At 31.0% G+C, this 16876-nt stretch carries 14 protein-coding genes and 1 pseudogene; 6 read left to right on the plus strand and 9 right to left on the minus strand.

Translation table 11 applies throughout. The features are described 5' to 3' along the window. The first annotated feature begins 29 nt into the window (after positions 1-29). Positions 30-995 (plus strand): endonuclease/exonuclease/phosphatase family protein, encoded by a 966-nt coding sequence (locus RH82_RS11120; protein ID WP_034060766.1) that lies wholly within the window; start codon positions 30-32, stop codon positions 993-995. Between the two features lie 760 nt (positions 996-1755). Continuing rightward, positions 1756-5484: a metallophosphoesterase gene (locus RH82_RS11125; RefSeq protein WP_034060767.1), complete on the plus strand. Its 3729-nt coding sequence runs from the start codon at positions 1756-1758 to the stop codon at positions 5482-5484. A 662-nt stretch (positions 5485-6146) separates the two neighbouring features. On the opposite strand, the gene RH82_RS17865 is transcribed toward RH82_RS11125, so the two are convergent. From RH82_RS17865 to RH82_RS11165, 7 genes and pseudogenes are all read right to left on the minus strand, one after another. Then, the gene (locus tag RH82_RS17865) at positions 6147-6662 is read right to left on the minus strand and encodes a hypothetical protein (RefSeq protein WP_052158312.1); all 516 of its coding nucleotides are present in this window, start codon (positions 6660-6662) and stop codon (positions 6147-6149) included. 545 nt (positions 6663-7207) lie between these two features. Further along, positions 7208-7450 carry a single-stranded DNA-binding protein gene (locus RH82_RS11135; RefSeq protein ID WP_081979242.1) on the minus strand — a complete coding sequence of 81 codons (243 nt, stop codon included), beginning with the start codon at positions 7448-7450 and terminating at the stop codon, positions 7208-7210. Further along, on the minus strand, positions 7417-10407 hold the full coding sequence (locus tag RH82_RS11140; RefSeq protein ID WP_081979243.1) for a DEAD/DEAH box helicase: 2991 nt from the start codon (positions 10405-10407) through the stop codon (positions 7417-7419). The genes RH82_RS11135 and RH82_RS11140 overlap by 34 nt, the downstream gene beginning before the upstream one ends. Beyond that, a complete protein-coding gene (locus tag RH82_RS11145) occupies positions 10404-10871 on the minus strand; it encodes a hypothetical protein (protein WP_034060769.1) in 468 nt (155 codons plus the stop codon). The genes RH82_RS11140 and RH82_RS11145 overlap by 4 nt, the downstream gene beginning before the upstream one ends. A gap of 66 nt (positions 10872-10937) precedes the next feature. Continuing rightward, a pseudogene (locus RH82_RS11150) lies at positions 10938-11981 on the minus strand (nucleotidyl transferase AbiEii/AbiGii toxin family protein). Further along, positions 11978-12721: a DUF6577 family protein gene (locus RH82_RS11160; protein ID WP_052158313.1), complete on the minus strand. Its 744-nt coding sequence runs from the start codon at positions 12719-12721 to the stop codon at positions 11978-11980. The pseudogene RH82_RS11150 and the gene RH82_RS11160 overlap by 4 nt, the downstream one beginning before the upstream one ends. A gap of 118 nt (positions 12722-12839) precedes the next feature. Next, positions 12840-13175, minus strand: a complete 336-nt coding sequence (locus RH82_RS11165) for a single-stranded DNA-binding protein (RefSeq protein ID WP_034060815.1) — start codon at positions 13173-13175, stop codon at positions 12840-12842. A gap of 164 nt (positions 13176-13339) precedes the next feature. Between RH82_RS11165 and RH82_RS11170 the strand changes: the two genes are divergently transcribed. The 4 genes from RH82_RS11170 (at position 13340) to RH82_RS11185 (ending at position 15467) form a co-directional block, all read left to right on the plus strand. Beyond that, the gene (locus tag RH82_RS11170; protein ID WP_052158314.1) at positions 13340-13774 is read left to right on the plus strand and encodes a DUF6265 family protein; all 435 of its coding nucleotides are present in this window, start codon (positions 13340-13342) and stop codon (positions 13772-13774) included. A gap of 58 nt (positions 13775-13832) precedes the next feature. Further along, positions 13833-14264, plus strand: coding sequence for a GNAT family N-acetyltransferase (locus tag RH82_RS11175; RefSeq protein ID WP_241148049.1), 432 nt, complete (start codon positions 13833-13835; stop codon positions 14262-14264). A 99-nt stretch (positions 14265-14363) separates the two neighbouring features. Continuing rightward, positions 14364-14711 (plus strand): hypothetical protein, encoded by a 348-nt coding sequence (locus RH82_RS11180; RefSeq protein WP_034060817.1) that lies wholly within the window; start codon positions 14364-14366, stop codon positions 14709-14711. Between the two features lie 66 nt (positions 14712-14777). Next, on the plus strand, positions 14778-15467 hold the full coding sequence (locus RH82_RS11185) for a hypothetical protein (protein ID WP_034060774.1): 690 nt from the start codon (positions 14778-14780) through the stop codon (positions 15465-15467). Positions 15468-15479: 12 nt separating this feature from the next. On the opposite strand, the gene RH82_RS11190 is transcribed toward RH82_RS11185, so the two are convergent. Next, positions 15480-16187 carry a hypothetical protein gene (locus RH82_RS11190; protein WP_034060776.1) on the minus strand — a complete coding sequence of 236 codons (708 nt, stop codon included), beginning with the start codon at positions 16185-16187 and terminating at the stop codon, positions 15480-15482. Next, on the minus strand, positions 16165-16872 hold the full coding sequence (locus tag RH82_RS11195; protein WP_034060778.1) for a hypothetical protein: 708 nt from the start codon (positions 16870-16872) through the stop codon (positions 16165-16167). The genes RH82_RS11190 and RH82_RS11195 overlap by 23 nt, the downstream gene beginning before the upstream one ends. Positions 16873-16876 lie beyond the last annotated feature (4 nt).

The raw sequence follows: 16876 nt of genomic DNA on the forward strand, positions 1-16876 counted from the left end.
CTATTTTTATGCCAATCAAAATCTAAAATTTGAAACTAAACTTCTTTAAGTCCAAAGGAAAACGCCAAACCATTGCCTTTTATAATATTGAAAACCTCTTTGATGTTTATGATGATGAAATTACTCGTGACAGCGATATGCTTCCAAATGCCGAAAAACGCTGGAGTATAAAGCGCTACAAAAACAAACTACGAAAAATAGGATATGTAATTTCTAATATTGGTAAAAAAGAAGTAGAAAGGCATCCAGCAATAGTAGGTTTGGCAGAAGTAGAAAATGAAGCTGTTTTAAACGATTTGGTGACTTCTAAACATTTAGAGGAGTATAACTATAAATTTGTGCATTACAATTCTCCAGACGAACGCGGTATTGACGTTGCATTGCTATATGACGAAACTGTCTTTAAAGTTGCTTTTTCTAAAACTTACACTGTCGATTTACTAGATGAAGATGGTGATATAGACCACACTAGAGATATATTATTAGTAAGTGGTTTATTTGAAGGCATAGAACTTCATGTATTAGTAAACCATTGGCCATCAAGACGAACCGGAGACATTGAAACCAAACACAAACGTCTAAAAGCCTCCCAAAAAGTAACAGAAATTATAAATTTTTTAAAAGAAAAAAATCCTGTTGCAAAGGTTATTGTAATGGGCGATTTTAATGATGATCCAGAAAGCGAGAGTCTAAAAGCATTAGAATTAGGTCATGGCCTTTTTAATCCCATGCGCACATTACTATCTCACGATCGAGGCACCACGAGCTACAATCAAAGTTGGAATTTATTCGACCAGTTTTTAATTACGCATAATTTTTTTGAACGTAAAAAAAACACACTGCGTTTCATTAAGGCTAACATTTTCGATGAAGACTTTTTAAAAGAGGAAGAAGGTAAATACAAAGGTAGCCCTTACAGAACTTATATTGGAAAACGTTATAAAGGAGGTTATAGCGACCACTTTCCGGTGTATATGATATTGGATAAGAAATAATAATTCTCAAAACCGATAATAATTAATAGCCTAATTAATGATTATTACCATTAGGAGCGCGTTTATAACATAAATTGACACCTGTATTACTTAGGTTTATAATAGTGAATATTAAGTTCTATATTTACAAAGTGGAAATGAGCTGGTTACTTGTTTCTTTCATTATTAGTATAAAATTTTTTTTTATTAATAGTATTGATTAATAATGAACTACCTCGGCCCAAGGGCACGAGGTATCAAGCAGAAAAAACTTTATTTTTAGTTTGATGAAAACCTTAGGTTTTCAAACTTTCCTCTTGACCACCGACGCAAGCGTCGGGGAATTCTATTGATTAAAAAATCAATAACTCTACCTATTAAACAACCTCTTTTGTGTAACGTTTTAGACCATCTTTATCTTCCTATGAGCGCGTTACTAATTTTTAGCAAATTCGCAACCTCTTAACCTTTTACTACACACTTATCAATAAAATCAGCTGTTTTTTTCCAAGAAACAACTTCATGCAATTATAGAACTGTTTTTGCAGGTCACTTTAATGCGCAGGCAACCTACAGCAGTCGAAGATGGCTCATTCGAATTAATGATCATGTTCTTATTAACGATACAACTACTTGAAAAAAAACGCTATTAGTACGTATGCGATAAATAGTTAGGATCAAATTTAAAAACACATATTAAATGTAATATTATTTTTATCTTGCTTAAGTTTACAAATCTATTCTAACTAAAAACCGACTTTAAATCTAAAAATATTTTATAATGAATACTAATTCATATTATAAACTACTTATTCTTTTATTGCTTAGCTCTTGTGCTACTTTTAAAGCACAATATAAAGACACCAGTAGTATATCAAGTATTCCTAATACTGAAATTGAACACTCTTTTTATTTAATTGGGGATGCTGGGAATACGCCAATAGGAGAGACTTCTAAAACATTAGAGGCGTTTAAAACTGAATTAAGCAAGGCATCAAAAAATAGTACAGCTATTTTTTTAGGAGATAATATTTATCCTAAAGGTTTTCCTAATAAAAAAGATAAAAATCGTGCTTTTGCGGAATATCAAATGAAAACGCAAACTGATGTCGTTTCGAAATTTAAAGGAGAAACGATTTTTATTCCGGGAAACCATGATTGGTATAGTGATGGAATTGAAGGACTAAACAGGCAAGAAAAATACATTGAAAAAGCGTTAGGCAAAAATACTTTTTTACCAGAAAACGGGTGCTCTATTGAGAATATTCATATTTCTGATGATATTGAGTTAATTTTAATAGATAGTCAATGGTATATGGAAAATTGGGATAACCATCCTACAATAAATGATGATTGCGATATTAAAACAAGAAACGATTTTTTAGATAAATATGAGAGTCTTATAAAAAAATCCAGAAGAAAGACTACGATAGTTGCCCTGCATCATCCTATGTATACCAACGGTTCTCATGGCGGGCAATATTCTTTTGCAAATCATATGAAACCACTTCCGGTATTAGGAACACTAAAAAATATCATCAGAAAAACAAGCGGTATCGTTAATGTAGATTTACAGAACAAGAGATACAACGAATTTAAAAGACGTTTAGTAACCATTTCACAAGAGAATAAAAAAGTTGTATTCGTTTCTGGTCATGAACATAGCTTACAATATTTAATAGCAGATAATTTACATCAAATCGTAAGTGGTTCTGGGTCTAAAGTTTCAGCTACGCGCAATGTAGGTGCAGGGCAATTTTCATATGGAACACCTGGGTATGCAAGACTTGATGTCTTCACAGATGGTTCTTCACATGTTCGTTTTTATGGCACCGATGAAAACAAAATTGTATATGAGACAGAAGTACTTAAATCTGATGAAAAGAAATCAAACAAAACCTACCCAACTAGTTTTCCAAAGGAAAAAGCAGGTGTTATATATTCAAAAGCAGAAACCGATAAATCTGGCACATTTAAATATCTTTGGGGAGACCGTTACCGCAAGCTATATAGCACACCAGTAATGGCGCCAACTGTAGATTTGGATACCATGTATGGAGGACTAAAAGTAGTTAGAAAAGGTGGTGGAAATCAATCTATATCCTTGCGACTAGAAGACAAAAATGGTGCACAATACGTAATGCGCGCACTTCGGAAAAGCGCCGTACAATATATACAAGCGCTATTATTTAAAGAGCAATATATCGAAGGTCAGTTTGATAATACTGGATCAGAGACTTTTATTCTAGACGTTTTTGCAGGATCGCACCCTTATGCACCTTTTGCTACAGGAACCTTATCGGACGCTATTGGTTTATACCACACAAACCCAACACTTTATTATATTCCAAAACAAAAAGCATTAGGAGATTTTAATGGTGAATTTGGTGACGCATTGTACATGATTGAAGAGCATACTTCCGAAGGGCACAGCGATCTCGCGAGTTTTGGCTTTAAGGATAAAATTATTAGCACAGAAGATGTAATGAAAAAGTTGCACAAAGATGAAGACATTATCATCGATGAAGCTTCTTATATTAGAGCGCGTTTGTTTGATATGCTTATTGGTGATTGGGACAGGCATCAAGACCAGTGGCGTTGGATTGAGTTTGAAGAAAATGGCAAAAAAGTATATCGTCCATTACCACGAGATAGAGATCAAGCCTTCTCAATTATGTCTGATGGACCGTTATTCGGTCTTGGTATGGCATTAATACCTGCAGCACGAATACTTAGAAAGTATGATGATGATCTGGTAGATGTCAAAGGTGTTAATGTAGAGCCCTTTCCATTAGATATGGAATTTATCCAAAGATCTAATAAAGCGGTTTGGGATACAGAAGTAAAGACTATTCAAAACGGTATCACTGATGCCGTAATTGATGAAGCTTTTTTAAACTTTCCAAAGGAAGTACGCGATGAATCCCTTGATAACATCAAAAGGAAATTAAAGGCAAGACGCAGTAATCTACAAGCTATATCCGATAGGTATTATGCTTTAGTCAATAATGTTTCCGTAATAAAAGGAACAAACAAAGATGACTATTTTACTATTGAATGCTTATCAAATGGTGATGTTAAAATTATAGCACAGCGTATTCAAAAAGGTGAAAAAAGAGATGTGTTTCTTGAAAGAGTTTACAATAAAGCAGAAACAAAGGAAATATGGATCTATGGCTTAGATGATGATGATGTTTTCGAAGCAAAAGGGAAAAATGCCAAGATTAAAATTAGATTAATTGGAGGTCAGAATAATGACACTTATATCATTCCTGATGGTGGAAAAATAGTTGTTTACGATTATAAAAGCAAAAAGAATGATGTCTCTCAAGTTAAAAAGACGAGGATACGTCTAAATGATGACTATGATGTGAATGTTTATGATTATAAAAAACTAAAAAATAACACCAATGCAATAATACCAATACTAGGCTCTAATCCTGACGATGGGTTTAAAATAGGAGTAACAAACATCAATACAGATTATGGTTTCGAGCGAAATCCATTCACCAATAAACAAATTATCTCTGCATCCTACTATTTCGCAACAGAAGGATATGATATATCATATAGTGGAGAGTTTGCAAATGTATTCGGAAAATTAAACTTTGGTTTGGACGCACAATTTAATAGTCCTAATTACGCCATTAATTTCTTTGGTTTTGGAAATAGCACACCAAACCCAGAGGCAGATGATGATGATGGCTTTGATACAGATTTAGACTATAATCGAGTTAAAATTAGAACCATCAAAATAATGCCTTCGTTAGTTTGGAGAGGAGAATTAGGCGCTCATTTTAAAGCAGGTATTTTTTATGAATCGAATGAGGTAGACCGCACAAATGGACGCTTTTTAGATGATGTCTTAAACAATAATAGCGCCACAGCTATTTCAGCTATCAATGAAACAGTTTTTGATAATCAAGATTTCTTTGGTGTAGATGCAGCCTATCATTTTGAAAATAAAGACGATAAATCCTTTCCAACGCTGGGTATGCAATTAAGCTTGCAAGTTGGTTATAAAAATAATGTTGCCACAAGTAAAGGCTTTGGATATGTTGTACCAACCTTAGGTTTCAATTATAAATTAATTCCAAGTGGTCAATTAGTCTTAGCAACTCATTTGGGAGGATATATAAACCTAGGCGATGACTTTGAGTTTTATCAAGCTGCAACTTTAGGCGCTAGTACAGGCTTAAGAGGTTATAGAAACGAACGTTTTACTGGAAAATCTGCCTTTGTACAATCTACAGATATTCGATGGAATATAATGGGTTTAAAAACAGAAATACTACCCATAAAACTGGGAGTCTTTGGCGGTATCGATTATGGTCGCGTTTGGATTGACAACAACCAGGTGTTCGATGCTACTTTTAATAATGACATGTGGAATACTTCAATTGGAGGTGGTGTATTCGTGAATTTAGCAGAAATGATGACTGCAAATATTTCCGCTTTTAATAGTGATGATGGAATGCGATTGGCTTTTAGATTGGGGTTTGGGTTTTAATACTGGATAACCACAACTAACAAAAACACGTCTAGTTGATAAATTAAAATAGGAAAATTCTATACTTTTATTTGAAATAGTATTATATATCAGTAGGTAACATATCATTTAATCCATTTTTTAAGAAATAAAACTAAGTTTTAGCCTTTGACAACTTCAACTAAAGATCATTTTGGATAAGCATCTTATGTCATGAATTCGATAGAAGGGCTGAAACAAGAAGATACAAATGCCAACAAAAGTTAATTTACTACAACTAAAGTGTTTCTATTCAAAGACGGAGTTCAAGTTTTGGAAATAAGATATTACACGGTAATTGATTCTACTAATACTGCTATAAATACAGGTAACTATATGAATCTATTTTAAAAAAGAGATGGTCAATATGTATGTCTTAGGGATATGAGTGCCTCTGATATGTCTATTCAATAGAGACTTAAAACAATAAAAAAAAGCACCATTTCAAACGAAATGAGGCTTTTTTATATGACACATTGTTAATGTCTCACTTTACCCTTACTTAAACGACTTGTAATAGAAGAAGAACGTGATTTTATAGTTTTAGATGACGAAGGTTTTGATATTGGTTTTTTATATATCGAAGTACTTTTCGACGCCTTATTAGTTGTAGAGGTCCTATTTCTATTTAAATTATTTCCAGTCTACGCAGTTGAAGGACGAAGTCCTTTTTGACCCGACGTTTTGAAATTTCCGTTTTTAATATTATTATTTACGGTAACAGAGTTGGTTCTGCTGTTGTTTCTGTAATTGTTGTAACTGTTATGATTATTAATAACGACAGTTGTATTTCCATGTCCATGATAACCAACATGGTAACTTTGATGATGATGATAATGATGGTGTCTATAAATACTGATGCCTATTACAGCATAAGGATTCCAATAAGGAGGATAATATCCAAAATAATAAGTAGGATAATAAGGCATATAGAAAGGCGAGTATACGTATTGAACTATTGGTACTGTTTCAACTACGATAACCTGTGTAGTTGCTTCTATATTTATGGTAACTGGGTCATTACCCACATATGCAGGATTAGAAGTCACTGAATTTGAAGCTTCTTTACGAGGTTCTATTACATAATTTTTTACATATAACTTTTCGTCGCCAATGACCAGCATAATCACTTTATCTCCAGCATCTTTTGAAACTGTCATGACTGCTACATCCTGAGTTTCTTTTTCACTTATTGCGCCTTGTAGAATAAATAGAAAATCATTCCCATCTTTTTTAGTTACAACTTTAAGGAAATCAACTTTACCATCATTATTCAGATCTAAATTAACAATTCCCCCTTTTTCGTCATTTAACGACTTTTCAAAATCCTCAATGATCTATGACTGTTGAAAAAGATTTAATACCGCATAAAGATCTAAGTCATCATCCGACAGGGCCAATAGTGGCTGTTCATTCTCTGTTTGAGAAAAAGCAGATAAGCTAATTAAGCGCATCGTTAGTATTAAAATTGATAAATATCTATTTTTTATAATATTTTATTCTGAGTTCTTAATGATTTGTTTTGACTTATTCTGTTGTAAATGTACGAACAGGTGCGAGGTCAAAAGTGATAGAATTAACTGAAGTGGCTAAAAATAAATGCCAAGTAACCAAAAGGTCAAGTGAACTATTTTGCTTTTAAGTGATGGTTTTATATTTTAGTACGTACACCAAATAAAAAAGTCAACATAAAAAAATTTAAATTTTACTTCCCTCCCAACATCAATAATTCATTACATACTACTTCTGTTGTGTAACGTTTTAAACCATCTTTGTCTTCCCAAGAGCGTGTTGTTAATTTTCCATCTATGGCAACTTCTTTACCTTTTACAACATACTTCTCAATAACATCTGCTGTTTTTCCCCAAGCAACGATTTGATGCGTTGCCGCTTGGGAGAAAAACTTGTTTTTCTTTAAATTAGTCTCTCTTCTAAAGCATTTTTCCATTTATAAAATCCTTTTTGATTTTCGCTGTAATCATGAATAATTTTACTAAAATTTTCGTTTTTAGTTTCCAAAAAAGATTGCCGCCCATTGTAGCGAATCCAACTTAGCTTCATGTTTATTCTTTCTAACTCCGCTTTAAATTGCATATTATTTTTAGGAATATGCCAAACATAAGTAGCCTCTTTGGTATCTAATGTTTCTAAAATGACATGATGTTTTTGTTGCCCTACAATTAAGAAAACGAACGAAAAAGGATGCAAAACAAATCTAATTTTTAATGTTTTATTGTTATGTCGTTTTGCCAAGTATAGAAGCTGTTTATGATGAACATAACTGTTATTCTTTAAAAGAGCACCTATTAAATTCTCTTCAGAACCAAAGAAAGCATTAATATTCTTAGAGGTTTCTTCCAATACTTTTTCTTTTTTAGATTTTCCGCCTTTTATGAAGTGATGTTCAACGAATTCAAACTTCACACTTTCCACAATCTCTTTATTAATAAGATCAATATCTTTTGATACTGCTAACTGGGAAGCAATAATAGTATCTTCAAAACCAACTTGAATACGAACACTAATAAATTTAGAATTTAAAACTTTTGAAAAATAAGGTTTTAAAACTTCAAATTCTGGTTGTATTTCTTCATTTTCGATTTCAAATTGAAGTGAAGTTTGGGTTGATGCTTTATATGAAAAGCTGACCATTCCATAATGAAAATCCAAATCATTAATCGGTACTTTTATAACCTTATCAATATCATGATGTTTTTTTGTGCTTACTTCAATAGTTTCTTTTAAATCATCAAATAAAGTAGCTTGTCTATCTAAATTTCGATAATATGTATTCCGTTTTAAAAATAGTTTATTGAGATATGGGATTTGTTTATCGCGATAATCATAAATAATTGGAGTCAATTCAGAGCGTTGTACACGTCCAATATATTGAATCAATTTTCCTTTAAAAGCAAAAGGATAAACTAAAAAGAGTCCTGAGACATCTTGAATATCAATACCTTCTCCAAAAAATTGTCCAGTGGTTATAATAGCTTGATAATTGCCTTGCTGTATGCTTTTCCACTTTAAATTTCGAGAAACGATATTATCTTCTCCAGAAATAGGAATAACCTCGTACTTATTTTTTAAATACTGATATAGAACTTTAATGTGATTCTTTCGTTCTGTAATAATTACAATTTTTCGACCCTTATTTAATTCATAATATACATCTTTTAGGATTAGTTTATTTCTTTCTGAATCGTGAATGAGTATTTTTGAAAGTATTTCGAAATGATCGATTTTTGAATCAAAAGGAATATTGAGACTTGTATCTCGAACAGTTAGTCGAGGTTTTTTATAAGTTTCTATTTGATGAGGTTTTATTTCAGAAATGATATCGCCTAAGTATATGAATAATAGTTTTTCGTCGTTGTTTTTACGAAATGGTGTTGCCGTCAACCCATATTGATAATATGGAGACAAGTGATGTATTGCTTCTCGAAATGACTTTGCAGGAATATGATGGCATTCATCAATAATTACTATTCCAAAAGCTGATTTTAATTCTTTGGAATCATTTTCTATTTTCTTTGCTAGTGTTTGAATCAAAGCAACTGTTATTTGCTTTCCGATTTTCATTTTACCTTGCCCAATCTTTCCTATTTCTTTTTTAGGAATACCAAAGAATGTTTCTATTCGATCTATCCATTGTTCAGCAATTTGTTTACGATGTGTAATGATAAGAGCAGGTTGCTTCTTTTCTTCAATAAGTTTGAGTCCTATTATGGTTTTTCCTGACCCTGGAGGTGCTACAATAATTCCAAAATCTTTTTTCAAAGCAACTTCAAGAGGGGCATTTTGATGTTTTAATAATTGTATTTTAGATACTATTTCAATATTTTTAAGTTTTTTCCTTTGATCTAAAAACTCATAATCAATACCATTTTGAATACAAAATCGAATTAATTTTCCTGTAAAACCTTTAGGTATAGCAATAGTGTTTTCAGCTTCATCAATAAGTTTAAAAAAACGATTTGTTTTCCAAGTACTTCTTCCTGCTTTATTTTTTACAAAAAAATCAGAATTATAAAAATTAAGATTCTCTTTTATAAAATCAATAATAGGAGTTGTTAACCCATTACGATTTATAACAATACTATTATTTAATTTTATAACTAGCTTTCCAATAGTTGAAACTATGTTACTAGAATTCTCAATCACTACAGTTTCATTAAATTCTTCGCCAAAAGATTTTAAAATAATATCTAAATGGTTTATTGAAACTCTTTTAATCTCTCTTAGAAATTCCCACTGGTCTTTATAAGGAATAAATGTTTCACTATCAATAAAACATGAATTACCTTGTTGCAATGTAACACCGTTAAGAGGGAGAGCGATGAGGTTTCCCAAACCTTTGCCAGATAAATAATCTTGATTAGGAAATAATCTATCAAAACTAGTGTTCTTATCAAAAATTGAAAAGACATCAGTCTTCTCAAATATCGACAGTATTATTCTTCTACTTTTAATTGCTGGATAGGGTTTGTCAAAAAATATCCAAACATGCGCGCCATTCCCTGAACGAGAGCGTTCCAAATAAGCAGGAATATCGTACTCTTTACACGCATCTAATGCTTTTACAGATTGTTCTTGCCAATTCTTTTTATCAAAATCTGCAACGATAAACCATGACGTGTTATCTTTTAAAAGCGGATATATTCCTATAAATTTCTCTCCAGATAAATGTTTTGATGATTGATAATCATCCAATTTTAAATAGGTTTTATCTTTGTAATCCTTAAACGTTCCACCTTTTTGTTTATGTAGGCGATACATATATGGGTCATAAGAATAAGCAGGCATATACCCACTTTTGTTTGTCTTTTCCCATCGCAAAGCAAAAACATCCTCACGTCCTTTGAATAAGGAATTAAAAAGTTGTATTTGCTCGTCTGTAATCATAATAAGGTTTTATATATAACTAAGGTTTTGCATATTTCACTAAACTCAAGCCCATATTCGTTTCCGAATTCTATTAATATTTTAATAGCAATTCTATACTCTTCAATTAAGTTTTCATCCTTTATTTTTAAACATGCACTTTCAAAAACTTCATCCATAATGATATAATAGTCTTCATCAAAATAATCATAAATTAATATAAATTCCTTGCAGTATTCTACAAATTGTAACTCGCAATTTATAATAAATTGAGGGCTAATATCCTTTTTTCTAATACGTTCTAATAACATAAAAGCCTCTTCCTCTTGAGTATCATTTTTAGGTATATCAGGTAATAGATATCCATTAAACTGTTTTTTATAGCGTTTAAATAGTTGTTCAGTATTTTGTTTTACAACTTCTTTTTCAAAAGGAACAAAAACATCAATAAAGCCTTTCGCTTCTGCGAACTTTATTATAAACACTATAAATAATTGCTTTTAAATCTATAACGCTTTTATTTTTCAGTAATATTTTAAGTTGTTCAAAGTTCATACTTCTTGAAGTATTTTATACCAATAATGAAATGCTTCTAAATTGTGTTTCTTTAACTTATTAAGAAAGGAATAATTAGGGTCTTTTATTATCCATGACTTCATATCAACAGACTTATCAAATCGTTCAATATCAGTTTTATTTCGTTCAATTTGTTTTGCTATATAAGATGCTTTTGCTACAGCAATTTGTGCTTGAGGTTCTCTAAATTTTTCACCATATATAAAACCAGTTAAATTGCTAACTCCAGATTGCATTATTTTAAATGTATCCTTATCTACTCTTCCGTTACTACAGAAATTATAAGAATTATCAATAATGTCATCTATTATCACTTGAAAATTATTAGGATCTAACCCTTTATAAATTAACTCTCCATGTGCTACTTTTATAAAATTTTCTCGAACACCGTTGAGTGATGGTATTCTGTCAAAGATACTTGCGACATCATAAATTTGCTTTAAAACCTCTTTTGGTTTGCTTAATGGAACTCCAGTTGTATTAGGTCCATAAGCAGTTAATTTATCTCCAAGAATTGCTTCAAGTGTTGGTGTTATAACTTTTATTGATTCTCCTTTTTCTAATAAAAGGAAATGAGAAATTTCTGTTTCTTGCGTTTCGACATAAGGATTCTCTTCAAAAACAATATCAAGCAAAATATTATTTATATCTCCATCTTGTTTTGTTTGAGGCCTATAAAACAATTTGAAGTGTCTTTTCTCAATGCCTGATTTAGGTTTTCTTATTTTTTATTCCCACTTTATAAAATCGGTAGATACCACTACCTTTTCTAATACCGCTTCGATATCTTGTTCTTTATTTTCAATGATAATATCTATATCAATTGAAAACCATCTTGGCTCTTGAATCATTAACATTAATGATGTGCCTCCTTTAAAAATGAAACTTAGATTTACAGATTGCAGTGCTTCTAATAAAACTAATGCTCTAATTACTTTTTCTATAATTATTGGATCAGCATGAAACTTTTCTTTATTTGAATTAATCCAATCGGTATGTAGGCTTTCATTTAAAATCATTCGTTTTCTTTTTTATAAATTCTTTCTTTTACAAATGGTTTCTTTCTTCTTCTATTTGCATAGCGAAGTAAAGTGTCTTTTTTAATTGTATTGTATTGAAATGCATTCTCAATAATATTATCAAGATCACGACCTTGATATGCTTTATATAATTCAGTATCAATAATGAGGTCTACCAATATTTTTTCTATAGTTGGAATCTTAACTTGTTCTACTTCTTGAAGAGGTGCGTCGGTTATTAAGTTCTTTATAATAACTATTGGTTCATTTCTATTTGCATATTTATCTAAAATATCTTTTGAAGGATTTAAGAAAACATTTTCTTTAATATCGGATACGTAATAAAAAATATTATCTTCAGCCCCTTTTTCTACTTCTATAATAGTTTCATAATTATTAGGAATATGTAGCATCCATTGTGCAATCCATTTAGTAGACCAAATAGAAATATCTAAAAAGGGAAACTCTTCCTTAAGTTTCAAATATAAAATTTGGTTATCTTTTGATACTACTGGTTTAAACTCCTTTTGTTTTCCAAGCTTATATTTTCCTCTTCCTATTCTTTGTATAATTCCGTCATCAACCAGTGTGTAAATACGCCAATTAATAGTTGTCTGCTTAACCTTGCTATCATACTTCTGGTAAAAGGAAAATATATCGCTAACTGATATAGATTCCAGATTATTAAACTTACTTTTAAAAGTGTCTATATGTAGTTTTGTTGTGCTGATTGTGTTCATATTTATTGCAAATATACGAAAACTATAATTCGTCAGCAAATATACTTTAGTGACGAATTATAGTTTAATGATTTAAAAAAAGAATACCAATCAGGTACTCTTTTTTCAACATCTCAATCTACTTATTCCCTAACATCAATAACTCATTAACTACTACTTCAGTAACATATCGCTTTTCACCTTCTTTAGTTTCATAGGAACGATTTGTTAATTTACCTTCAATAGCAATCTCTTTTCCTTTGGTTACATATTTTTCAACTATCTCAGCAGTCTTGTTCCAAGCGATAAGATTATGCCAATCCGTTTGAGTCACTTTTTCCCCTTCTGCATTTTTATATGTTTCATTTGTAGCTAAAGAGAATTTAGCTAATTTCTTTCCAGATTCTAAATTAATGATTTCTGGATCTTGGCCTAGGTTACCAATTAATTGTACTTTGTTTCTTAACGTATTCATAAGATAAGGTATTAATATATTGAATCTCATTAGTTCAATTCAACACTGCAAAGATGCAACAGCTTCCAAATGTTAAACGGTATTTACGCATTTAATGTCGGTTGTAAATACTTGTAGTCGTTTGTACGCGAATAATTAGTATCTTTAAACAAATCCCTTAATAATTGAAAAACCTAGTATTCATAATAACTTTCGCACTTTTCCTCAGCGGTAATGCACAACAAAACACACTTAAGTTTCCGGAAAATGGAAAATCTCCAAAAGCCGAATTAAATCAAGTATCATGGATTCAAGGCCATTGGACAGGTCAAGCTTTTGGTGGTATTACCGAAGAAATATGGAGTCCTCCACTTGGAGATTCCATGATGTTTTCATTTAAATTGGTAAGCGAAGATAAAGTGGTTTTTTACGAACTTGGAGGTATTAGACAAGTAGATGATACTTTGATATTCCAGTTAAAACATTTTGGAAACGACTTTAAAGGTTGGGAAGAAAAAGATGAAACTATAGATGCTAGGTTGGTTAAAATTGAAGATAATCGTGTGTATTTCGATAAGTTTACTTTCGAAAAAATAAGCAATACCGAAATTAATATCTAAGTAGTTATTGAAGAAAAAGGTGAAACTGAAGAAGTGAAATTTAATTACAGAAAAAACAGTGATATTTAATATAGAAACCGAAAGGCTCTTACTTCGAGAAATAAGAATTGAAGATTTAGATGGTATTTTTGAGTTGGACTCTAACCCAAATGTGCACAAATACTTAGGTAATAAACCAATTAAAACGAAAGCCGAAGCTCAAAAATATATTGAAAGTATTTTACGTCAATATAAAGTTCATGGTATTGGTAGATTTGCTGTTATAGAAAAAGTAACAAACCAATTTATTGGTTGGTCTAGGTTAAAATTTAATACAGGAGAAAAAGAATCTTTAGGTCCGAAAAAAGATTTTTACGATGTTGGCTTCAGGTTTATAGAACGCTTTTGGAATAAAGGTTACGGCCGCGAAACTGCTATGGCGTCTTTAGATTTTGGGGTTAATGAATTGAAATTAGACGTTATTTTTGGCGCTGCGGAAACGAAAATATAGCGTCTAACAAAATCCTTCTAAAAATTGGATTACGGCATGTAGAGCAGTTTCCTTATGATAATGAAATGATTAATTGGTACGAATTAAAAAAAGATGAATATGCAAAAACAATGTCCTGAATGTGGCGATAAAATTGTTGGTAGAATAGACAAAAAATTCTGTAGCGATGGTTGTAGAAATGCACATAATAACAAAGTAAATAAGGATGGTAAAAATCTAATCCGAAATATAAATAATCGCTTACGTAAAAATTGGCGCATTTTAGAGAGCCTAAATCCAGAGCAAAAAACAAGAACAAGCAAAACAAAATTAGAGGCCAAAGGTTTCGATTTTAATTATTTTACTAGTATTTACACTACCAAAGTTGGCACCGTATATTACTTTGTTTACGATCAAGGCTATTTACCCTTAGAAGGTGATTTTTACGCGTTAGTAAAACGACAATAATAAAAGCGTAACATTTTATATAAACCCTCTACTTATAATTGTAACCAATAAAACTTTTATTTTAAAATGAATACACCAATAATTATAACCATTGCTTTTTGTGCAGTAGCATTAATCGTATTCCTAATCTATTATTTTAATCCAAAAACAATTATTCTTAGACGTTTAAAAAAACTCACTTATAGTAAAATAGGGAGTTTACAAAGTCATACATATGCTAAAATTGAAGGTAAAGCACTCAATGTAGAACAACCTCTAATTGCACCTTTAAGTAAAAGAAAGTGTATTTATTATAAAATAAAAATTGAAAAAAAGGTGAGCTCCGGTAAAAGTTCACATTGGAAAACAATTGTAGACGAAGAAATAATTCAAGATTTTTTTGTTGAACAAACCGGTGAAAGGTTGTTGATTTTTCCTAAAAAACAACCAAAAAATTATTACGATTACCTCGTTACAGACAAAACAGCTAATTCGGGTTCGTTTAATGATCCTACACCAGAATTTAAAGCATTATTAAACAATTATAATATAGAGACTGAAGGGTTTTTTGGTTTTAACAAACAACTACGTTATAAAGAAGCTATTATAGAAGTTGGCGAACGCATTACTGTAGCAGGATTTGTAAAGTGGGTGGAGTTAGAAAATCCAATTTCAGATTATAATTACGCTCGAGTGGCTTCACTAATAGCAAAAGATAAAATTAAAATATTAATTACTGATAGTCCAGACGCATTAAAACCGAAAAGACAACGCTAATATTTAAAAAAGCTATTTAACATTACTCTTCTTAGATCTAGATATTATTGCATCTTTTCCAAATTGGAAATTAATACCTAATCCTACTATCGAGAATTGTGCACGATCGAAACGTGATTGTAAGTTTGAGGACGTTCGGATATTTGTTTTATCGTTTCTATACGTGTAAGACAAATTAATTGAAAATACGGGTGATATAAAATAATCGAGGTAAGCTTCAAAAGCTCGTAATTTTGCTTTGTCAATTTGAAAAGCATCTTCTCCACCTTTGTATCCATTTTTGTATCTAGCTTCACCAAAGACACTGGTACTAATGCCAATCGCCAATTTTTTAATAGGTTGATACTCATATCCAAGAAAGAAATAATGACTTCCTAGACGTATTTTATTATAATTACCTGTGATTGACGTATCAATGTTTTCAAAATAACTAGAACCTGTAGAGCCTCCAAGAAAAATTCCATCGAAAACAAATAACTTAAATTTTAAATTATAACCACCTTTTCCTTCATAAGCTAAACCTATATATTTATCTCCAGTTGGAATAATAAAGTTGTAGGCTACACCAAAGGATCCTTTAACACCAGAACTTACAATAGAATTGGATTGGTTTTCTGCTTCTTGTTCTAATCTCCTATCCTCCGATTGAGACCAAACTGAACAAATAAACAGTGTAAAAATTAAAGTAAACAGATTTTTAATAGCTGAAGTTGATGTCATAATTATCTTGATTAATTACAAAAGTTTCTGTTGTTTCTGTACCTCCATTAATAGTATATGTAAACTCAATAGTTCCTGTTACAAAAGAACTTAAAGTCTTTATAAAATCAGGGTTATCATCATCTAAAGTTATAAAAATAGATTCAGTTCTAAAACAATTGCTTAAGTCTTCATTTAAAACTCCATTTGTAAAAACAGATTCACAAAAAGGACTTTCATAATTGATAATAATGTCTAATGTCGTTCCAGGTAGACTTGACCTTGTAATACTAATATTAGCACGAGCATTTCTCTTAAGTTGAACTTGTCCAAGATTAAAAACAAAATTTACAGGTTCAAATTCATAAGTATTTGATGAATAAATATAATCTGTATATAATTCTTTTCCATCTACAAAAATGAAAAAATATTGATTGCTATCAAATAAAGAAATTATCGAAAAATCACCAATCTCGTCACTGGTTCCACTTCCTAAAAGAAACCTATCGTCTCCACCAGATGTTAGGTAAAACCCAGAAAACCGAGCTGCTTCGGTATAAACTCCAATAAAAGTATTGGGTATTGGTTCGTTATTTTCATCAACAACTTTGCCTATAGTTTCAATTCTAACATTTCTATCAAACTGAACGGTACAACTATTAAAAAAACAAATTAGTAAAAGAAAAAGTAGAGCTTTAGTTTTCATAATA

The sequence above is a fragment of the Lacinutrix jangbogonensis genome (assembly GCF_000797445.1).
Lineage (GTDB): Bacteria > Bacteroidota > Bacteroidia > Flavobacteriales > Flavobacteriaceae > Lacinutrix > Lacinutrix jangbogonensis.